Here is a 19776-nt window from a genome sequence, read left to right on the forward strand (position 1 = left end):
GGCGCTGAACTGCACGGATGCACGCCGACCCCGCGTGGATGACCCGGACGGGCGCCCGTCCGGGCCGTATCCTCGACCTCATGCAGCGACTCGGCGCCTTCCTCAAGACCTACTGGACCCGCGGGGAGCCGGGCCGCCCGACGCCGCGTTCGGTCCAGGTGCTGATGCTGCGCTGGTGGGTGGCCGCCCTGGCGTTCAAGCTGATCGGCTCCAGCTGGGACGTGTCATGGCACTTCAAGTGGCTGCGCGACGACCTGGCGCCGCCGCACCTGATCAACACCGTCGGCACGGGCATCGCCGTCGCGCTCGTCCTGGTGCACTCGTTCACCGGCTACGGGGTGGACCGGCTGTCGCTGCGCATCATGCAGTGGGGCACCGGCGTCTTCCTCATCGCCGCCCCCATCGACGTCATCAACCACCGGGTGAACGGTCTGGACCTCACCGCCTGGTCGCCGTCGCACGCGATGCTCTACGTCGGTACCGCGATCATGATCGCCGGCATCATCCGCGCGTGGTACCTGCTGTACCCGCACGACGGCCGCTTCGGCTGGCAGTGGACCGGCGGCCTGGTCGCGCTGTTCGCCTTCTTCTTCGAGAACGCGCACTTCGCGCAGCTGCAGCAGGAGTACGGCATCCTCGAGATGGCGTCCTGGTTCCGCGGGACGCCGTACGCGGAGAGCGAGCTGCTCACCTTCGCCGCCGACCAGTTGGGCCGCGGCGTCGACGACATCGCCCTCGAGGGCTTCGCGCTCCCCATCCCGCCGTGGGTCTACCCGATCTGGGCGATGGTCGTCTGCGTCCCGATCCTGATGGTGGCGCGGGTGATGGTCGGCAAGGTCTGGACTGCGACCGTCATCACCGGCGCCTACGTGCTGTACCGCTCGGTCATCTGGCCGCTGCTGGTGGTCGGCGACTTCCCGCCCTCGGTGGTGCCGTTCTGGATGGTCGTGGTGGGCCTGGCCGTGGACGCGGTGTTCCTGGTGCGGGTGAACCCGTACCTGCGGGCCGCGATCGGCGGGCTGGCCGTCACCGCCGTGGGCTACGGCGCGCTGTGGGTGCAGAACCTGCTGTCGTCCACCCCCACCGACCTCGGTGCGATGGACGTCGCCCGGATGCGCGAGGCCTACGAGAGCGGCCGCAACCTGGCCGCCGTGCCGGTCGACTTCGGCTCGATCGTCTGGGCGCTGCCGGGTGCGCTGGTCACCTGGCTGGTGATGACCTATCTCCTGCAGCGCTGGACCGGTGTCGACACCCCACGGCCGCCGGCGCTCGCCGTGACCTTCGCCCCCGAGCCGGAGCGCGGCCTGAACGGCCACCTGACCGGTGCGCCGCTCAACCCGCCGACGCCGCGGGCCGGCCACACCGGGCACCGTCCGCGCGCCCGCTCGGGCGCCCGGAGCCGCTGACGCAGGCTCGCGTGCCGCCGCCGGGCACCGTGTCCCGGCGGCACGTGCACCGCCGCACCCGAAGGGCGGCCCGACCCGGGCCACAGGTCAGTAGGGCGCCGAGCGGGTGAGCACCACGGCGACGCCGTAGGCGATCGCCATCACGACCAGCTCGAAGCCGCACCACACCGCCACCGCGGTCGGCCTGCGGTCGCTGATACGGACCAGCATCCCGCGCCGGACGCCGACCGCCAGGGCGGCGATGACGGCGACGCACACCAGCTTGACGATCATCAGCTGCCCGTAGTGGGTGGTCCAGAGGGAGTCCGGCAGCGGCACCGTGATGTCGGCGGTGGCCAGCATCGACAGCCCGCTGAAGACGCCGCTGGCCGCGACGATGAACACGCAGTAGGTGGCCAGTTTGGAGAACCGCGGGAGTGCCACCGCCAGCAGGTGCGGCCGGCGGGCGAGGAAGACGATGGTCGCGCCCAGCCCGCCGACCCACGCGGCGGCCCCGATCAGGTGCAGCTCCATCGACATCATCATCAGGTCGTGGTAGATCCAGTCGGTCGCGTGCCCGGTGAGCGGGATCGGGAGCAGACCGAACGCGGCGACACCGGCGCGCAGCTCCGCGGGCACCGACTCGCCCCGGCGGACCGCGACCCGGCACAGCCACACCGACAGCAGGCCGATGCCCGCGACCGTCAGCAGGCCCTTGCCGGCCGGCACCCCGACGACGTAGTTCAAGACCAGATCCGGTGAGCCCACCAGGTACTGCAGGAACGACAGCGGGGCGGTCAGCAGGTCCAGCGCCGGGGAGGTCCGGGTCGGGAACTCGGTCGGATAGACCTCGACCGACAGCAGCACCAGGCTGACCAGTGCCGATCCCACCCACGTCCACGACGACCACAGGGCCGCGCGCCGCGCGGTGCGCATCACCGGCTCCGTCCGGTCGGGGTCGTCGAAGCCCAGGAACTTGGCCAGCAGGGCGAGGCCCATGGTGGTCACCACGCTGACGTCCAGCAGCACCCGGACGACGGGCACGCCGTACTTGACGGCCACCGACGGTGCCGGCAGACCGGGCAGCGCCGCGGCTCCGGTGACCGTCTCGGCGATCAGGGCGGTGGCCACCGCGACCCCGGCGAGCAGCACGACGAACCAGCCCGCCGAGGACACCATCCCGGCGAACCGCGGCCGGGGACCCGGCGTCGCGGGCAGGGAACGGCGGGTCGTCACCCGTCCATGGTGACAGAGCGGCACCGCCGCACGCCGGTGTCAGGTGCCGGGTGTGGGCGCCGCCACCGGTCCGGACACCGTGCCGTGGGTGGCGGTCCAGCGCTGCGCGGCGGCGGCGAAGCGTTTCTCCGGCGGCCGGGTCAGGGCCACGGCCACGAGCGGCACCATCCACACCACGATCAGGAACGCGACCGGTCCCCGGTAGGTGAAGGTCAATGAGGCCAGCGCCAGCGGTATCGTCGCCCAGCTCGACGACGGCAACGGCAGCGTGATGAACCGCAGGGCGCGATCGAAGGCCACCGGGGCCCAGGACGGCGGCGCCGCGGTGCCGGTACCGATCCGGCGGTCGAGCTCGCGTCGCTGCCGCCAGGTGAGGACGTTCCGCGGGTCGCGCGTCGGCAGCGCGTGGCCGGCGTCGGACAACCGGTTGGCCCCGCGGAGCCAGATCACCGCCACCCCACCGACGATCATCCCGACCACGCCCAGCGGCAACTGCCAGCCGAACGGCTCCCGGGACGAGGCCCGGGGTGGGAACACCACGTCGAACACCGACGTCCGGGTCAGGACGAGCGCCAGGGTCACCCCGACCGCCACCAGCACCAGGCCGGACCGCACGTGCCGCCCGACCAGGATCGCCGCGGCGGTCGGCGTCTCCCGTCCCCGGGTCAGCTCCCGCGCGGCCGCCCAGCGCTCGTCGTCGGTGAACCGCCAGCGCATCACCGCACGTCCGGTCCGTGCCGGTCGACGAAGGCCAGCGCCGCGGACCGGGCGGCGAGCTGCTGCGGGACCACGAACGCGAGCGCCACGAGGGTGAGCACCCAGAGGGCGAGGACGGCCCCCGCGGTGCCGCGGAGCGCCACCGAGCCGAGCAGGACGCCACCGACCGACGCCCGCAGCACCGGCAACGGTTCGTTGATCCGCCGGGCCGCCCGGTCGAAGGCCAGCGGCAGCAGGTCGGGGTCCAGCGGATCGGCGCCGGTGATCTGCCGGTCCAGCTGCTGGCGTTGTGACCGGCTCAGGACCTCGGCGGGAGCGCGACCGGGCAGGCCGGCCACCCGGTCGAGCCCGTAGCGGCGCGGGATGGACAGCACGAGTCCGGCTACCGCGAGGCCGTAGCCGGCGATCGAGAGCGCCGTGCGCCAGCCGCCCTGCAGGTCCTCACCCCGCGCACCGAGGACGAGTCCGTGCAGTCCGGTGGCGCCCAGCGCGACCACGACGGCGACGCCGGCCGCGATCGAGATGCCGGCGGTGCGCCACTGCTCAGCGGTGCGGATCCGCCGCGCCTCCTCGGTCGGCGACCGGCGCAGGACGGCCCAGGCCGCGGTCCAGCGGGTGTCGTCGTCGAACGTCCAGCGCATGGTGCCCTCCCTGCGGTGAGTGTCCCGCACCGGCGGTGGCGGCCGCCATCCACAGACAATGAAGATTGTCGTTGACAACTTGTGTTGTCGCGGGGCAGACTCTGTCCATGGAGCTCGCGGAGATGTTCGACTACATCGCCGAACTGGTCGCCGAGGCCGCGGAACGGCCCGGCGACGAGGACGAGGAGGCCTTCGAACTGAGGAAGCTCCAGCTCGTCTCGCGTGCCCGGCTGGTCCTGGACATCATCGAGGGCCAGACCGTGCACAACCTCCGCAGCACGATCCCGCAGACCAGCTACACCGACATCGGCGATGCCCAGGGCATCAGCAAGCAGGCCAGCCGCCTGCGCCACACGAAGCTCGAGCAGGTGCTGAAGGTGCACCAGCTCGACGGTCGACGGCACGCCATGGCCAAGGCGGTCGTCTCGGCGAAACACCGGCGGGCCGCGCGCCCCCTGCGCCGCGCCCGGCGCACCCTCGGCTGACTCCGTACCTCTGCCTCCGCACCTCCGCACGACCGCCCCCGACGGCACCCCGCCGCCCGGGTGTCCCCGCACGTCCACGAGAAGGGCTGTCCCGTGTCCGAACCCAAGGTCACCAGCAAGCACACCAACGCGTTCTTCGGCGCCTCCGTCGTGTTCATGGCGGTGACGGTGGTGTGGAACCTGGCGAACCTCACGATGCTCGACGTCGCCGTCCAGGACCGCTACACGATCGGCATGGGCATCCTGTGCTCGATGTTCGCCACGGTCGTCGTGTCCAAGGTCGTCCGGGACCGTGAGGAGGCCAACGACTTCGTGGCCGGGCTGCGCCAGGCCCGCTACGAGGAGGTGCTGGCGCAGGCCCCGGCCCCGGGCCTCGGCAAGCTCTGACCCACCCCGTCGGCCCCCGTCGCGTCGCGCGCCGGGGGCTGACGTGCGTCCGAGCCCGGTCGTGCCGGACGCGGACCCCGCCCCTGCGCCTGCCGGTCCCCCGGCGTCCGCGGCGACGAAGCCCCCCGGTCGCGGCTCAGCGCACGCGCTGCACCCGGGCCACGTCCCACACCGGGCCGTCGGTCTCCACCACCCGGCCGTCGGCGCCGAAGACGAGGAACCGGTCGAAGGTCCGCGCGAACGCCCGGTCGTGGGTGACCGCGACGACGCTGCCCTCGAAGCGCTGCAGCGCGTTCTCCAGCTCCTCGGCCGAGTGCAGGTCGAGGTTGTCGGTCGGCTCGTCCAGCAACAGCAGCGTCACCCCCGACAGCTCCAGCAACAGGATCTGGAAGCGCGCCTGCTGCCCGCCCGACAGCGTCTGGAACATCTGCTCGGCGCTGAGCGCGAGACCGTAGCGGTCCAGCGCCTTGGATGCCGGCTCCCGGCTGAGCCCGTCACGCCGCTCGTCGCCGCGGTGCAGGATCTCCAGCAGCGTCCTGCCGTGCATCTCCGGATGGGCGTGGGTCTGCCGGAAGTACCCCGGCCGCACCCGCGACCCCAGCTTGGCCAGCCCGGTGTGCCGCACCGGCTCGAGCGTCTCGTCGCTCACCGGCTGGTGCTCGATGTCGGGGTCCGAGCCGCCACCGGCCAGCAGCCGCAGGAAGTGCGACTTCCCGGAGCCGTTGGCGCCGAGCACCGCGACGCGCTCGCCGAAGAACACCTCGAGGTCGAACGGCTTCATCAGCCCGGTCAACTCCACGCCCGTGCAGGTCACCGCCCGCTTGGCGGTGCGCCCGCCGGAAAGCCGCATGACGACCTTCTGCTCCAGCGGCACCGCCTGCGGCGGCCCGGCCTTCTCGAACTTGGCCAGCCGGGTCTGGGCGGCGGCGTACCGGGAGGCGAGCCCGTCGTTGAAGGCGGACTTGGTCTTCAGGGTCAGCACCAGCGTCCTGAGCTTGGCGTGCTCCTCGTCCCAGCGGAGCTTGAGCTCCTCCAGCCGGGAGTTCCGGTCGGCGCGGGCCGCGTGATAGGTCGCGAACGAACCGCCGTGGATCCACGAGACCGCGCCGGCGACCCCCGGTTCGAGGGTGACGATCCGATCCGCGGCTCGGGCCAGCAGCTCGCGGTCGTGCGAGATCAGCAGCACCGACTTGTTCGTCTCGGCCAGCCTGTTCTCCAGCCACACCTTGCCGGGGACGTCGAGGTAGTTGTCCGGCTCGTCCAGCAGCAGCACATCGACCGGGCTGGCCAGCAGCAGCTCCAGCACCAGGCGCTTCTGCTCGCCGCCCGACAGCGTCGCCGCGTCCCGGTACTGCGCCCGGTCGTAGGGGACGCCGAGCGCGGCGACCGTGCAGGTGTCGAACAGCGTCTCCTGCTCGTAGCCGTGCACGTCGGCCCAGTCCGAGAGCGCCTCGGCGTAGCGGATGGCGGTGGCGTCGTCGTCGTTCTCCATTATCGCCAGCTCGCTGGCGTCGAGGGCGGCCGCGGCGGCCCGGATCGGCTCGGGCGACACCGACAGCAGCAGGTCCCGCACCGTCGAGGTGTCGCGCACCGAGCCGATGAACTGCGGCATCACCGCCATCGCACCGGAGCGGCTCACCGCGCCGTCGTCGGGCGTCAGCTCACCGGTGATGATGCGGAACAGGGTCGTCTTGCCGGTGCCGTTCGGCCCGATCAGCGCGGTCACCGAGCCGTCGCCGACCCGGAAGTTGACGTCCGCGAGCAGCGCCCGCCCGTCCGACAACGCGTAGCTGATGCCGCTGACCTCCAGATGACCCATGGGGCGACCCTGCGGTGACGACGGGGACCGCGTCAAGTCGGTTCCTGCCCGGGCGTCGCCCCCGGCGCCCGGCAACGGTTCGGTGACCGTTACGTCACGCAACGCTGCCGGCACGGACGGGGTCGCCTACCGTGAGGACCGTGATGGATGCGCAGCCGGGCGCGACGATCCTGTCGTGGAGCTCGCAGGGCCGGCAGCGGCTGGAGACGGTCCGCGCGGTCGTCACCGAGCGGGGACTGCGCGCCAACGGCTACATCGTCGACGCCGGCGACCAGCCCTACGGCGGCTCCTACTCGCTGCTGGTGGACGCGAAGGGACGCACCCGGCGGCTGTCCGCCCAGTCCGATTCGCTGGAGGGCGAACGGCACCTGTCCCTGACCCGCAGCCCGGGCGGACCCTGGGTCGTCGAGTCGACCAGCGGCTCGAACCCGCTGTACGCGTTGGACGCCGCCGTGGACATCGGACTGGACGCCTCGACGTTCTCCCATTCGCTGCCCCTGCGGCGGCTGGCCGTGCTGGGCCACGACGACGACCCCGGGACCGAGTTCACCGTCGTCGTCGCGTGCATCTCGTTCCCGACGCTCGCCGTGCGCCCGGTGGCCCACCACTACACCTTCCGCGGCGACGGCCTCGTCTCCCACCGGGGACCCGACGGGGACGGCCCGCTCACCGTCGATCCGCAGTTCTTCGTCGTGGACGTGCCCGGCGCCTCCCACCGGGTCGGCTGAACCGGCGGCAACCCCGCGGAGGGCAACCTCACGGGCCTTACCGGTCACCTGGCCGTCCGGGTTCGTCGATCTGCCGCCGGAACGGACGCAGCGGGCGGGAGACGCCGGCCCGGATCCCCGAGAGCGGACCACCGGCCGCCGCTAGGCTGGCCCGCGGCGGTGCACCCGCACCGTGGAAAAAGGACGGACGACGGTCGGCCCGGGTGGCGTCCCGCGACCGTCCTCGCCGGCCGCCCGTGTGGAAAGGGACTCGCATGGTGGACTTCTCCGGACTCGCCGACAAGGCCAAGAACCTGGTCGCCGAACATTCCGAGCAGGTGAAGGGCGGCGTCGACAAGGTCGGCGAGTTCGTCGGCAACAAGATCGGCCACGACAAGGTCGACCCGATCGAGGACAAGATCGGCGGCCTGGTCGACACGATCGCCGGCGACCGCACTCCCGACGGGCCGGCCACCCCGGCCACTCCCCCGGTGGTGCCGCCGCCCGCCGCACCGCCGGTGACCCCGCCGGTCTGACCCGCGACCGGCCCGGACCCATCCCGGTCCTGGCGGTTCCTCCGTGTGCGGGAACCGCCAGGATCTCCGAGCCAGCCGGGGCTCAGCCGAGGGCGGCGATGGCCTTCTCGACCCGCGGCGCGGACACCGGCACGGCGGTCCGCATGGGCTGGGCGAAGAGCGACACCCGCCATTCGGCGAGCAGCCGCCGGACCTCCCGGACGTCCGGGTCGTCGCGGCGCTCCGCGGGCAGCGCCGCCACCGCCGCCCGGAACCGTTCCTCCCACGGCAGCACCTCGGCCATCCGGGCCCTGTCCCGCTCGGGATCGGTGGGCAGTCGGACCAGTCGGCGGTCCAGCGCCTCGAGGTGGCGCTTGAGGTCGGTGAGGTGCGCGGACCCCGTGGCGCTGATGAACCGTGGCGGCAGCAGCGCCGCGAGCTGCGTCTTCGCGTCGATGATCGAGGCCGCGAGCACGCCACCGCGGAGGTCGGCCAACGTCGACTCGACCCGTTGTGCGGCGGTCAGCACGTCCGACGCGGCCACCACGACGTCCATCGTCGACGCGTCCAGGTGGGGTGACATCCGGGTCCGGACGGCGGCGAACGCCGCCTGGTCCCACACCGGACCACCGGCCCAGTCGAGCAGCGCGTCGATCGCGGCGAAGGTGGCGTCGGCGACCAGCTCGGAGAAACCGGCGTGCCGGCCGCTGACCGCGAGCCGCAGCAGCACCGGCTTGGGCAGCGTGTGCCGCAGGTACCCCTCGGGTGACCGCAGGGTCAGCTGCAGCAGCCGCCGGGTGCCGGACCGGGCGGCGCGCAGCTGGTCGGCCTCGGTGGCGAACACCCGCACCCCGACCGTCGTGCCCTCGTCGACCAGCGCCGGGTAGCCGCGCACCGCGAAGCCGTCGACGGTGGAATCGACGGTCCGCGGGACCGGCTCCGGCGGGAACGTCGTCAGCCCGGTGCGCTCCACCGACCCGGACGCCTTCGCCACCGCCCGCCGGGTGTCGCCGCGCAGCTGCTCCTGCATCGCCGACAGGTCCTTGCCGGCCGCCACCGGCGCACCGCCGGCGTCGACGATCTCGAAGGTCATCCGCAGGTGCGCCGGGATCTTCGTCGGATCGAAGTCCCCCGGATGCACGACGACCCCGGTGAGCTGGGTCAGCGCCTCGGCCAGCTGGTCGGGCAGCGCCCCGGACGTGCCGTCGGCGGTGATCCGCTGCAGCGCCGCGGCCGCGAAGTCCGGGACGGGGACGAACGCCCGCCGCAGCTGTTTGGGCAACGAGCGGATCAACGCGACCGCGAGGTCGGTGCGCAGTCCCGGGACCTGCGCGGCGAAGTGCTCCGGGGCGACCCGTTGCAGCACGGTCAACGGGATGGTGACGGTGACGCCGTCGTCGGCCCGGGTCGGGTCGAACACGTACTTCAGGTCCAGGTCGACCCCGGCGCTGGAGATGCGGTCGGGGAAGGCGTCCGCGTCGACGTCGGCGGCACCGGCGGCGACGAGGTCGGCCTCGGTGAAGGTGAGCCGCGCCTTGTCCGCGGGCGACGCCCGGCGGAACCAGGCGTCGAAGTGCGTGGCCGACAACGCCTGCGCCGGGACACGCGCGTCGTACAGCGCGAACAGCGTCTCGTCGTCGACGGCAATGTCCCGGCGGCGGGCGCGGTCCTCGCGCTCGGCGATCCGTTCCAGCAGCTCCTGGTTGTGCCGGAAGAAGGGGTGCCGGGTCCGCCAGTCACCCTCGACCAGCGCGTGCCGGATGAACAGCTCGCGGGACAGCTCCGGGTCGATCGAGGCGTAGCCGACCGAGCGGGCCGCGACGAGCGTGACGCCGAGCAGCGTCACCTTCTCCGTCGCCGCGGCCGAACCGCGCTTGGACTCCCAGCGCGGTTCCGAGTAGGACCGTTTGATCAGGTGCGCACCGACCTGCTCGGCCCAGCCGGGCTCGATGGACGCGACCATCCGTGCCCACAGCCGTGAGGTCTCCACCAGCTCGGCGGCCATCACCAGCTTGGGTTGCCGCTTGGCCAGCACCGATCCCGGCCAGATCGAGAAGCGGGCGCCGCGGGTGCCCTGGAAGTCGCGTTTGACCTCGTCCCAGCTGCCGATGTGGGCGAGCAGCCCGGACAGCAGCGCCTGGTGGATCCGGGTCGCGTCCGGTTCCCGCGGGGTCCCGGTGACCGTCTCCTTCTCCACCGTCAACCCGGTGGAGCGGGCGATCTGCCGGAGCTGACCGACGAGGTCCTGCCATTCGCGTACCCGCAGGTAGTGCAGGTACTCGGTGCGGCACATCCGGCGGAAGGCGTTGCCCGAGCGGTTGCGCCCCTCCTCCTGCAGGTAGTCCCACAGCTTCAGCAGCGACAGGAAGTCCGAGCGCGGGTCGTTGAAGCGGGCGTGGCTGGCGGTGGCCTTCTCGCGCTCCTCGACCGGCCGCTCGCGGACGTCCTGGATGGCCAGCCCCGCGGTGATGACGAGGACGTCGTGGATGCAGCCCAGCTCGTTCGCCGCCACGATCATCCGGGCGAACTGCGGGTCGATGGGCAGTGCCGACATGGTCCGGCCGACCGGGGTCAGCGCGACCTGCTCGGCGGTCGAGCCCGCCCGCAGGGCCCCGAGCTCGGCGAGCAGGGTCAGGCCGTCGCCGATCTGGCGCTGGTCGGGCGGGTCCAGGAACGGGAAGGTGCCGATGTCCCCGAGGTCCAGCGACGCCATCTGCAGGATGACCGAGGCCAGCGACGTCCGCTGGATCTCCGGGTCGGTGAACGCGGGCCGTGCGGCGAAGTCGTCCTCGCTGTACAGCCGGATGGCGATGCCGTTGGCGACACGGCCGCAGCGGCCGGCCCGCTGCCCGGCCGACGCCTGCGAGATCGGCTCGATCGGCAGCCGCTGCACCTTCGTCCGCAGGGAGTACCGGGAGATCCGGGCCGTCCCCGGGTCGATGACGTACCGGATCCCCGGCACGGTGAGCGAGGTCTCGGCGACGTTGGTGGCCAGCACGATCCGGCGGCCGGTGTGCGATTCGAACACGCGGTGCTGCTCGGCGCTGGACAGCCGACCGAAGAGCGGGATCACCTCGTAGCCGCGGCGGCGACCGGCCAGGTGGCCCTTGAGCACCTCCGCGGTGTCGCGGATCTCCCGCTCGCCGGACAGGAACACCAGGATGTCGCCGTCGCCGGGCGCGGCGCTCAGCTCGTCCACGGCGGCGCAGATGGCCTGCCCCTGGTCGATCTCGCCGGAGCGGGTGGCGCTGTCGTCACTGCCGTCGTCGTCGGGGTCGTCCGAGCCGACGACCGCAGCGCCCCACGGCCGGTAGCGCACCTCGACCGGGTACGTCCGCCCGCTGACCTCCACGATCGGCGCGCCGCCGAAGTGCTCGCTGAACCGCTGCGGGTCGATGGTCGCCGAGGTGATGATGATCTTCAGGTCGGGCCGCCGCGGCAGCAGCCGGGCCAGGTAGCCGAGCAGGAAGTCGATGTTCAGGCTCCGCTCGTGGGCCTCGTCGATGATGATCGTGTCGTAGCGGGAGAGCAGCCGGTCGCGGCTGATCTCGGCCAGCAGGATGCCGTCGGTCATCAGCTTGACCAGCGTCTTCGGGCCGGTGTGGTCGCCGAAACGGATGGTGTAGCCGACGGCGTCGCCGAGCTCGGTACCGGTCTCGTCGGCGATCCGCTCGGCGAGCGCCCGCGCCGCGATCCGCCGCGGCTGGGTGTGCCCGATCAGGCCGCGCACCCCGCGGCCGAGGTCCAGGCAGATCTTGGGAAGCTGGGTGGACTTCCCGGAGCCGGTCTCCCCGGCGACGATGACGACCTGGTGCGCGGCGATGGCCGCCTTGAGGTCGTCGACCCGGGCGCTGACCGGCAGCTCGTCCGGATAGTGGATGGCCGGCACGGCCGCACGGCGCAGCGCCAACCGCTCCTCCGCGCCGGTCACGGCCCGTTCGATCTCGGCCAGGGCCTCCCGCCGCTTTGCCTTGTCACGGACGCCGCCGGTCTTGCGGATGCGGCGGCCCAGGGTCTCGGCGTCGCGCGCCCCGAGCTCGTCGATGCGGGCGCGGAGCTGCGCCGCGTAGCCGGTGCCGCTGGTGCCGCTGGTGCCGCTGCCACTGTGACCGGTGCCGGTGCCGGTGCCGGTGCCGGTGCCGGTGCCGGTGCCGGTGCCGGTGCCGGTGCCACTGTTGCCGGTGCCGGTGCCGCTGTCACCGGTGTTCTCGGGACCGGTGTTCTCGGGACCGCTGTTCTCGCGACCGCTGTCGTGGTGGCTGTGTTCCGTGACCGACCGGGTACCGCTGTTCTCCGTCATGACCTGCTGCAGTTTAGGCGCGCGACCGGGGTCGGCGTCGTCGTCGGGCGCGACCGGGAAGATCGGCGGCCGCCCGCTGGTTACCGTGGTGCGGCAACCGCTGCCGCACCGGGAGGGACGATCCACCATGACCAGTACCGAGAACGCGGTCACCACGGACGCCGCCGCTGCGGCGCAGTCGGCCGACCTGTGGGTCCAGCGCACCGGCACCCGCACCTACACGGGCCGCAACAGCCGGGGCGCCGTGGTCAGCATCGGCCCGATCGAGAACGACGGCTCGTTCACCCCGGGCGAGCTGCTCAAGATCGCCCTGGCCGCCTGCACCGGATTGACCACCGACGCCGTCCTCGCCCGCCGGCTCGGGGACGACTTCGACGCGACCATCACGGTCGAGGGCGCCAAGGACGTCGACGCCGACCGGTACCCGGCCATCACCGAGAACCTGCTGGTCGATGTGGCGGGGCTGTCGCCCGCCGAGTTGAAGCGGCTGCTGACCATCGTCCACCGGTCGGTCGAGGAGCACTGCACGGTGGGCCGCACGGTCAGCACGGGCACCGAGGTCACGCTCCAGGTGAACGGCGATGTCGCTCACTGAGAGCAACCGGCCGCCCGCTTCCACGGTCGGGCGCGCATCGACGCCGGTGCCGCACGCTGTGCGTCCGGTCGGACCCGTTCGACGTCACGCTGGGCTGTCACTTCATCCTTTCGTGTGGTCAGGGCCAGGACGGATCTGCTGATCCTGCCGCCGAACAGGGGCCGACTCGCTAGACTGGGCTGCGTCGTCGCGGTGCTCGAACGATGCGGTGAGTAACGGAGCTGCTGTCGACGTCGCCGATCGCGCCGCATCCGTGCGCCGCTGACAACCCCGGCGGACGGACGTCCGTCGACGACCCGCGGACGACGAGCAGCGAAGGATCAGCACCGGTGGAGGGAAGCGACGCGCGTGGCCCCGGGGGCCCGCCGCCGAGCCGATCGGGCTGGCTGACCTCGCAGTCGCGGCCGTCCCGGATCTACTTCCTGGTGATGATGGCCGTGGGTGTCGTGGCGCTGGCCGCCGCGGCCTTCCAACCGGGGTGGTCGGGCACCGAAACGCCCTGGCTGTCGGTGGCCGGCTGGACCGTGCTGGCGGCGCTCACCTCTTTCAGCATCGGCCTGCAGCTGCGCAAACTCGCCGACGGCTCCGGCACCGTCACCATGCGCGACGTGTGGACGCTGTCGGCGCTGTTCATCTGGAACCTCCCCGCCGCCCTCGTGGTGAACCTGGCGCTGGTGCTGTGGTCGGAGGCGGTGACCAAGACCAGGGTCGAGGACCGCCCGTTCGTGCCGGCCCGGGCCGGGTTCAACGCGGCGTTCACCACGGTGGCGCTGGTCGCCGCCTGGGGGGTCGTCGCGGTCGACGGCGGTCCGGACGCCGCCACCTGGAAGACCTGGCTACTGGCCGGGATCGTCTTCGAGGCGGTCACGGTGATCGCCGTCGAGCTGCACGTCGCCCTGAACCGGGCGCCACGACGGCTGTCCCAGGCGTTGATCGTGCTCGGCGCGATGTGCCTCACCGAGGTGCCGCTGGCGATCGTGCTGACCGTGAGCTGGGCCGCCGATCCGGTGCTCACGGTGTTCCTCGCGTTCCCGATGTTCGTCGCCGCCGCAGGGCTGCAGTACATCCTGGAGTTCATCGAGCTGCGCGACCTGGTCTCCACCGACAGCCGGACCGGTCTGCTCACCCCCGCCGCGTGGCGCGACGCGACCGAGAAGCTGGTCCGTACGCAGAAGGTGGCCATCCTGATGGCCGACCTCGACGGATTCAAGGCCCTCAACGACACCTACGGCCACCTGGCCGGCGACGAGATCCTCCGGCAGGTCGGTGACATCCTCATCTCCTCGATCCGGCCGCTGGACCTGGCCTGCCGCTGGGGCGGCGAGGAGTTCGTGCTGGTGCTGGCGAACACGTCGGTGCGCGACGCGGTGCTGGTCGCCGACCGGATCCGTGCCCGCGTCGCCGACGAGGCCCGGCACAACGGAGCCCGGGTGACCATCTCCATCGGCGTGGCGGGGTGCCCGCCGACCGGGTCGCAGCAGCTGGCGCAGGCCCTCACGGCGACGATGGGCCTCGCCGACGAGGCGCTGTACCGGGCCAAGGGCGAGGGTCGCAACCGGGTGGCGGCGATCGGCGCCGAGGCCCGCTGACCGGCGACGAGGTGTTTCTCTGCGTAACCGCGTGATCACATCAGGTGCCATGAGTCCCCCTCATGACCTGTTGATCTCCGGAGGGGCGTCCCAGACCATGACCACCATCGAACCGCACCACCGGCCACCGGCCACGGAATTCCCGACGGCCCTCCCCGCCGCGTCGGCGCGGCCGAAGGCGAACCTGCTGGACGTCATCGTGAACTCGGTGTTCGCGGGCATGGTGCCGTGGATCGTGCACGGCTTCCTCAGCGGTCCCGGTCGGTTCGAGTTGGCCGCCTGGACCTGCTTCGGTCTGAGCCTGACGCTGTTCCTGCTGACCAACCGGCACGCCGGGAAGCGGCGGATCCTGCCGCTGGAAGTGTTCGACATCGCCTGGTTCGTGCTGCTGATCGGCGTCGGGTACGTCGCCTCGGACGCGCAGATCGACTGGTTCGAGGACTGGAGCGGTGAGCTGAGCTTCGGCGCCCTGGCCGCCTTCGTGTTCATCGGCATCCTGCGCCGCAGGCCCTTCACCCTCGCCTACGCCAAGCGCGAGACGCCGCCGGAGATGTGGACGTCGCCGCTGTTCATCTCCATCAGCACCCGGATCAGCCTGGTGTGGGGCCTGTCCTTCGTCTTCGGCGCCCTGAGCAGCCTCGCCGGATACCTCTTCAACCACGGCGGCAACACGTTCTGGACCGGCTGGGTGCTGCAGATCGCCGCCAACCTGTTCGCCCTGGCCTTCACCGAGTGGTACCCGCAGTGGAAGAGGGCCACGGTCCTGCAGCGCGTCGGCAAGCCGACCGAGCCGCCGGCCTCGGCCTTCGCACTGGTCATCTGGGTCCCGGGCTTCCTGGCCGTCGTCGGGATCGCCGGCATCCTCACCGACGCGGTGTCGACGTCGACGGGCGCCTGGATCTCCGGCATCAGCGCCCTGGTGTGGGTGCGGATGAACTCCGAACTGCGCCGCCGTGCCGCGGCCGCCGCTGCCGCCGGGACCCCGTCGGCGACCCGAGCCGGCTGACCCACCGCGGACGACACCGCCCCCGACCGCGGCTGCGGTCGGGGGCGGTGTGGCATCCCGGGGCGGATCAGGAGTCGCTGTCGACCCAGTCGAAGGTCTTGGTGACGGCCTTCTTCCACTGGCCGTAGGCCTTCTCGCGGTCGGCCGCGTCCATCTGCGGCTCCCAGCGCTTGTCCTCGGCCCAGTTGGTGCGGATGTCGTCCTCGTTGGCCCAGAACCCGACGGCCAGACCGGCCGCGTAGGCCGCACCGAGGGCGGTGGTCTCGGCGACGACCGGCCGGATGACCGGAACCCCCAGGATGTCGGCCTGGAACTGCATCAGGGTCTCGTTGACGACCATGCCGCCGTCGACCTTGAGCTCGGTGAGGTCCACCCCGGAGTCGGCGTTCATCGCGTCCAGCACCTCGCGGGTCTGGAACGCCACCGACTCCAGGACGGCGCGGGCCAGGTGGCCCTTGTTGACGTAGCGGGTCAGGCCCACGATGGCGCCGCGGGCGTCCGCCCGCCAGTACGGCGCGAACAGCCCGGAGAACGCCGGCACGAAGTAGGCGCCGCCGTTGTCCTCGACGCCCTTGGCCAGGTCCTCGATCTCGGAGGCGTCCTTGATCATCCCGAGGTTGTCCCGGATCCACTGCACCAGCGAGCCGGTGACGGCGATCGAGCCCTCCAGGGCGTAGACCGGCGCGTTGTCACCGATCTTGTAGCAGACGGTCGTCAGCAGGCCGTTCTTGGACGGCACCTTCTCGGTGCCGGTGTTGAGCAGCATGAAGTTGCCGGTGCCGTAGGTGTTCTTCGCCTCGCCCTTGGACAGGCACGCCTGCCCGAAGGTGGCCGCCTGCTGGTCGCCGAGGATGCCGGCGACCGGCACGCCGGCCAGCACGCCGCGCTCGCGGACCTTGGCGTACACCTCCGACGACGAGCGGATCTCCGGGAGCATGGACATCGGGATGCCCATCTCCTCGGCGATCTCCGGATCCCAGGACAGCGTGTCCAGGTCCATCAACAGGGTGCGGGAGGCGTTGGTCGGTTCGGTGATGTGCAGGCCGCCCTGGACGCCGCCGGTCATGTTCCACACGACCCAGGTGTCCATGTTGCCGAACACCAGGTCACCGGCCTCGGCCTTCTCCCGGGCGCCCTCGACGTTGTCCAGGATCCAGCGGACCTTCGGCCCGGAGAAGTAGGTGGCCAGCGGCAGGCCGACCTTGGCCTTGTAGCGGTCCTGGCCGCCGCCGAGCGCACCGAGCTGCTGGCAGATGGCGTCGGTGCGGGTGTCCTGCCAGACGATGGCGTTGTAGACGGGCTTACCGGTGGTGCGGTCCCAGACCAGTGCGGTCTCGCGCTGGTTGGTGATGCCGACGGAGGCGATGTCGGCGGGCTTGAGGTCGGCCCGGGCCAGCGCCTCGGCGACGACCTCACGGGTGTTGTCCCAGATCTCCAGGGCGTCGTGCTCGACCCAGCCGGCCTTCGGGAAGATCTGCTCGTGTTCCTTCTGGGCGACCGAGACGACCCGGCCCTCACGGTTGAAGATCATGCAGCGGGTCGAGGTGGTGCCCTGGTCGATCGCGGCGACGAACTGTTCGCTCATGCGGGGACTTCCTTGTCCTGTTCAGGTGACGCGGTGGGAAGAGGAGGGACGGCAGCGGGGGGTGGCGTGCGCCGGGTCAGGAGACGACCGGCAGGTCGAGGGTGCCCTTGGTGGCCAGGTACAGCAGGCCGGCCAGCACGGCACCGATGATCGGGCCGACGATCGGGACCCACGAGTAGCCCCAGTCCGGCGTGCCCTTGCCCCTGATCGGCAGGATCGCGTAGGCGATGCGGGGGCCGAGGTCACGGGCCGGGTTGATGGCGTACCCGGTCGGGCCGCCGAGGCTGTTGCCGATGCTGAGGACGACGAACGCGACACCGGCGTAGCCGAGGCCCGAGTTGCTCTCCGGGGTCATGAGGATCCAGAAGATCAGCACGAACGTGCCGATCACCTCGGTGACGACGTTCCAGCCGTAGCTGCGGATGGCCGGGCCGGTGGAGAAGATGCCCAGGGTGCCCTCGGGGTTGGGCTCCTCGTCGAAGTTCTTCTTGAAGGCGGCCCAGGCCAGCACGGCACCGATGAACGCCCCGAGCAGCTGCGCCAGGATGTAGATCGGGACGTCACTCCACGGGGTGCCGCCGGAGACGGCCAGACCGATGGTGACGGCGGGGTTGAGGTGGGCGCCGGAGCGCCACGAGACGGTGGCGCCGACGAACACCGCCATCGCCCAGCCGAAGTTGATGAGCAGCCATCCGCCGTTCGTGCCCTTGGACTTCTGCAGGACGACGGTGGCGACGACGCCGGTACCGAGCAGAATCAGCATTCCTGTGCCGATCGTCTCCCAGAGGAAGATCGTGCCGAGTGAGGGGGACAACGGTGTCCTTTCGACGGGCGCCGGCGTCGATGCCGGCGCGCTCGGTGAGGGGCCCGGCCGGGGTGGCCGGGCGCCCGGTGGTGCGCCGGGGTCAGGCGCCCGTGGTGCCTCCGACCGCGGCGCTCGCCCCGACGCGGACGTCGGGCGCGCCCAGCCGCGCGGCGTCGGCGGTGCGGTCGTCGGGCTGGACCTGCGAGTCGCGCTCGGCATCGACCCGCGCCCGGTAGTGCTCGACCTCGTCGATGACGGCGGCGTCGTCCCAGTCGAGCAGCGGCGCCACGAGTTGGGCGACCTCCTCGGCCGAGTCGACCCCGCGGTGCCAGGTGTCGATCGAGATGCGGGTGCGGCGGGCCAGGATGTCGTCCAGGTGCAGCGCGGCCTCGTGCGAGACGGCGTAGACGATCTCGGCCTTGAGGTACTTCGGCGCGGACGGCAGTTCCTCGCCCAGCTCCGGGCGGTCCTGGATCATCTCCAGGATCTCGGTGATCGCGCTGCCGTACCGGCCGAGCAGGTGCTCGACGCGGTCGACGGACAGTCCGCTGTCGGCGGCGATCTTGTCCTTGTTGTTGAGCAGCGCGCGGTAGCCGTCGGCACCGATCAACGGGGTCCGGTCGGTGACCGACTTCGGCGCGCCACCGGGGAGCATCTTCACGGCCTCGTCGACGGCGTCCTCGGCCATCACCCGGTAGGTCGTGTACTTGCCGCCGGCCACGATGACCAGGCCGGGCACCGGCGCGACGACGGCGTGCTCACGCGAGAGCTTGGAGGTGTCGTCGCTCTCGCCCGCCAGCAGCGGCCGCAGACCCGCGTACACACCGACCACGTCGGCGCGGGTCAGCGGCGTCTCGAGGAGGCCGTTGGCGTGGTCGAGGATGTAGTCGATGTCCATCTCGCTGGCCGCGGGGTGCGCCAGGTCCAGGCTCCACGGGGTGTCGGTGGTGCCGATGACCCACAGGTCGTCGCTCCACGGGCACGGGATGATGAACAGCAGGCTCTTCTCGGTCTCGGTGATGAGGCCGAACTGGCAGTCGATCTTGTCCCGCGGGATGAGCACGTGCACGCCCTTGGACGCGGTGACCCGGAACGAGCCCTTGCCGCCGATCATCCGCTGGATCTCGTCGGTCCAGACGCCGGCCGCGTTGACCACGCACTTGGCGCGCACCTCGAAGTCGTTGCCGCTCTCGAGGTCCTTCACGGTCGCGCCGGTCACCCGGTTGCCCTGGCGCAGGAAGCCGGTGACCCGGGCACTGGTGGCCGCGACGGCGCCGTAGGCGACGGCGGTGCGGGTGATCATCATCGTGTGCCGGGCGTCGTCGATCTGGCCCTCGTAGAACTTGATCGCCCCGTGGATCTGGCCCTTCTTGGCCCCCGGGAAGATCTTCATCGCGGTCTTCTTCGACAGGTGCTTGTGGTGCGCGGGCACCCCCTTGCCGGCGCCGAGCACGTCGTAGACGCCGATGCCGAGTCCGACGTAGGCCCGGTCGTAGACCGGCTTCTCGAGCGGGTAGAGGAACGGCACCGGCTTGGCCAGGTGCGGGCACAGGTCGTCCAGGATCAGCGACCGCTCGCGCAGCGCCTCGAACACGAGGTGGAAGTTGAGCTGCTTGAGGTAGCGCAGACCGCCGTGGACGAGCTTGGACGAGCGGCTGGAGGTGCCCGACGCGAGGTCACGGGCCTCGACGATGGCGACCTTGAGCCCGCGGCTGGCGGCGTCCAGGGCGGCACCGGCACCGACGACGCCGGCCCCGATGACCAGCACGTCGAACTCGGTGGTGGACAGATCCTGCAGGGCCTGACGACGAGCCGACGGGCTCATCGCGGCGGAGACGAAACTCATTGCGTATTTCCTCCATGGTGGCCGCGCCGTTGCTGGCGAGAGGGATGACACGAACCTAGGAGCGTCCTGTGACCCCGACAACACACGGGGTTCGACAATGCCGAACGCGCGCCGGTTCGACATTGCCGAACGCAATCCCCGGATCGGGGTACTGTGAC

16 protein-coding genes are annotated in these 19776 nt (G+C 71.6%); 8 read left to right on the forward strand and 8 right to left on the reverse strand.

The annotated features are described in order from the left end of the window. Positions 1 to 80 precede the first annotated feature (80 nt). Entirely contained in the window at positions 81 to 1406 is a 1326-nt protein-coding gene (locus tag DB033_RS16800; protein ID WP_157970751.1) for a hypothetical protein, read from the forward strand. Positions 1407 to 1493: 87 nt separating this feature from the next. On the opposite strand, the gene DB033_RS16805 is transcribed toward DB033_RS16800, so the two are convergent. Genes DB033_RS16805 through DB033_RS16815 form a run of 3 tightly spaced genes read right to left on the reverse strand, consistent with a single transcriptional unit; the run spans position 1494 to position 3979 of the window. Further along, positions 1494 to 2621, reverse strand: a complete 1128-nt coding sequence (locus DB033_RS16805; protein WP_111768020.1) for a copper resistance D family protein — start codon at positions 2619 to 2621, stop codon at positions 1494 to 1496. Positions 2622 to 2660: 39 nt separating this feature from the next. Beyond that, positions 2661 to 3338, reverse strand: coding sequence for a hypothetical protein (locus tag DB033_RS16810; RefSeq protein ID WP_111768021.1), 678 nt, complete (start codon positions 3336 to 3338; stop codon positions 2661 to 2663). After that, complete coding sequence (locus DB033_RS16815) at positions 3338 to 3979, reverse strand: hypothetical protein (RefSeq protein WP_111768022.1); 642 nt, start codon at positions 3977 to 3979, stop codon at positions 3338 to 3340. The genes DB033_RS16810 and DB033_RS16815 overlap by 1 nt, the downstream gene beginning before the upstream one ends. A 107-nt stretch (positions 3980 to 4086) precedes the next feature. Between DB033_RS16815 and DB033_RS16820 the strand changes: the two genes are divergently transcribed. After that, entirely contained in the window at positions 4087 to 4464 is a 378-nt protein-coding gene (locus DB033_RS16820) for a hypothetical protein (RefSeq protein ID WP_111768023.1), read from the forward strand. A gap of 93 nt (positions 4465 to 4557) precedes the next feature. Then, the gene (locus DB033_RS16825; RefSeq protein ID WP_157970752.1) at positions 4558 to 4851 is read left to right on the forward strand and encodes a hypothetical protein; all 294 of its coding nucleotides are present in this window, start codon (positions 4558 to 4560) and stop codon (positions 4849 to 4851) included. Positions 4852 to 4987: 136 nt separating this feature from the next. Here the strand turns inward: DB033_RS16825 and DB033_RS16830 are convergent, their stop codons facing one another. After that, positions 4988 to 6670 (reverse strand): ABC-F family ATP-binding cassette domain-containing protein, encoded by a 1683-nt coding sequence (locus tag DB033_RS16830; protein WP_111768025.1) that lies wholly within the window; start codon positions 6668 to 6670, stop codon positions 4988 to 4990. A gap of 143 nt (positions 6671 to 6813) precedes the next feature. Between DB033_RS16830 and DB033_RS16835 the strand changes: the two genes are divergently transcribed. Together DB033_RS16835 and DB033_RS16840 are read left to right on the forward strand one after the other, a co-directional pair. Continuing rightward, positions 6814 to 7398: a putative glycolipid-binding domain-containing protein gene (locus tag DB033_RS16835; protein WP_111768026.1), complete on the forward strand. Its 585-nt coding sequence runs from the start codon at positions 6814 to 6816 to the stop codon at positions 7396 to 7398. A 254-nt stretch (positions 7399 to 7652) separates the two neighbouring features. Next, complete coding sequence (locus DB033_RS16840) at positions 7653 to 7913, forward strand: antitoxin (protein ID WP_111768027.1); 261 nt, start codon at positions 7653 to 7655, stop codon at positions 7911 to 7913. 82 nt (positions 7914 to 7995) lie between these two features. Here DB033_RS16840 and hrpA read toward each other — a convergent pair whose 3' ends face one another. Continuing rightward, the gene (hrpA, locus tag DB033_RS16845) at positions 7996 to 12192 is read right to left on the reverse strand and encodes an ATP-dependent RNA helicase HrpA (RefSeq protein WP_111768400.1); all 4197 of its coding nucleotides are present in this window, start codon (positions 12190 to 12192) and stop codon (positions 7996 to 7998) included. A 127-nt stretch (positions 12193 to 12319) separates the two neighbouring features. Here hrpA and DB033_RS16850 point away from each other — a divergent pair, with 127 nt between their 5' ends. The 3 genes from DB033_RS16850 to DB033_RS16860 all read left to right on the forward strand — a co-directional run bounded on the left by DB033_RS16850 (position 12320) and on the right by DB033_RS16860 (position 15382). Continuing rightward, complete coding sequence (locus tag DB033_RS16850) at positions 12320 to 12787, forward strand: OsmC family protein (RefSeq protein WP_111768028.1); 468 nt, start codon at positions 12320 to 12322, stop codon at positions 12785 to 12787. Positions 12788 to 13116: 329 nt separating this feature from the next. Further along, complete coding sequence (locus DB033_RS16855; protein WP_111768029.1) at positions 13117 to 14376, forward strand: GGDEF domain-containing protein; 1260 nt, start codon at positions 13117 to 13119, stop codon at positions 14374 to 14376. A 49-nt stretch (positions 14377 to 14425) separates the two neighbouring features. Further along, entirely contained in the window at positions 14426 to 15382 is a 957-nt protein-coding gene (locus DB033_RS16860; protein WP_157970753.1) for a hypothetical protein, read from the forward strand. Positions 15383 to 15449: 67 nt separating this feature from the next. Here the strand turns inward: DB033_RS16860 and glpK are convergent, their stop codons facing one another. From glpK to DB033_RS16875, 3 genes are all read right to left on the reverse strand, one after another. Beyond that, complete coding sequence (gene glpK, locus DB033_RS16865) at positions 15450 to 16967, reverse strand: glycerol kinase GlpK (RefSeq protein WP_111768031.1); 1518 nt, start codon at positions 16965 to 16967, stop codon at positions 15450 to 15452. 76 nt (positions 16968 to 17043) lie between these two features. Then, a complete protein-coding gene (locus DB033_RS16870) occupies positions 17044 to 17781 on the reverse strand; it encodes an MIP/aquaporin family protein (protein WP_240615950.1) in 738 nt (245 codons plus the stop codon). Positions 17782 to 17872: 91 nt separating this feature from the next. Beyond that, positions 17873 to 19618, reverse strand: a complete 1746-nt coding sequence (locus DB033_RS16875) for a glycerol-3-phosphate dehydrogenase/oxidase (RefSeq protein WP_111768033.1) — start codon at positions 19616 to 19618, stop codon at positions 17873 to 17875. Positions 19619 to 19776 lie beyond the last annotated feature (158 nt).

Source organism: Nakamurella deserti (genome assembly GCF_003260015.1).
In the GTDB taxonomy this organism is placed as follows: Bacteria; Actinomycetota; Actinomycetes; order Mycobacteriales; family Nakamurellaceae; genus Nakamurella; species Nakamurella deserti.

Coding starts and splice junctions, on each gene's coding strand:
- DB033_RS16860 (WP_157970753.1), top strand. CDS start 14,426: ATGAGTCCCCCTCATGACCTGTTGATCTCCGGAGGGGCGTCCCAGACC.
- DB033_RS16840 (WP_111768027.1), top strand. CDS start 7,653: ATGGTGGACTTCTCCGGACTCGCCGACAAGGCCAAGAACCTGGTCGCC.
- DB033_RS16815 (WP_111768022.1), bottom strand. CDS start 3,979: ATGCGCTGGACGTTCGACGACGACACCCGCTGGACCGCGGCCTGGGCC.
- DB033_RS16800 (WP_157970751.1), top strand. CDS start 81: ATGCAGCGACTCGGCGCCTTCCTCAAGACCTACTGGACCCGCGGGGAG.
- DB033_RS16830 (WP_111768025.1), bottom strand. CDS start 6,670: ATGGGTCATCTGGAGGTCAGCGGCATCAGCTACGCGTTGTCGGACGGG.
- hrpA (WP_111768400.1), bottom strand. CDS start 12,192: ATGACGGAGAACAGCGGTACCCGGTCGGTCACGGAACACAGCCACCAC.
- DB033_RS16875 (WP_111768033.1), bottom strand. CDS start 19,618: ATGAGTTTCGTCTCCGCCGCGATGAGCCCGTCGGCTCGTCGTCAGGCC.
- DB033_RS16810 (WP_111768021.1), bottom strand. CDS start 3,338: ATGCGCTGGCGGTTCACCGACGACGAGCGCTGGGCGGCCGCGCGGGAG.
- DB033_RS16820 (WP_111768023.1), top strand. CDS start 4,087: ATGGAGCTCGCGGAGATGTTCGACTACATCGCCGAACTGGTCGCCGAG.
- DB033_RS16850 (WP_111768028.1), top strand. CDS start 12,320: ATGACCAGTACCGAGAACGCGGTCACCACGGACGCCGCCGCTGCGGCG.
- DB033_RS16835 (WP_111768026.1), top strand. CDS start 6,814: ATGGATGCGCAGCCGGGCGCGACGATCCTGTCGTGGAGCTCGCAGGGC.
- glpK (WP_111768031.1), bottom strand. CDS start 16,967: ATGAGCGAACAGTTCGTCGCCGCGATCGACCAGGGCACCACCTCGACC.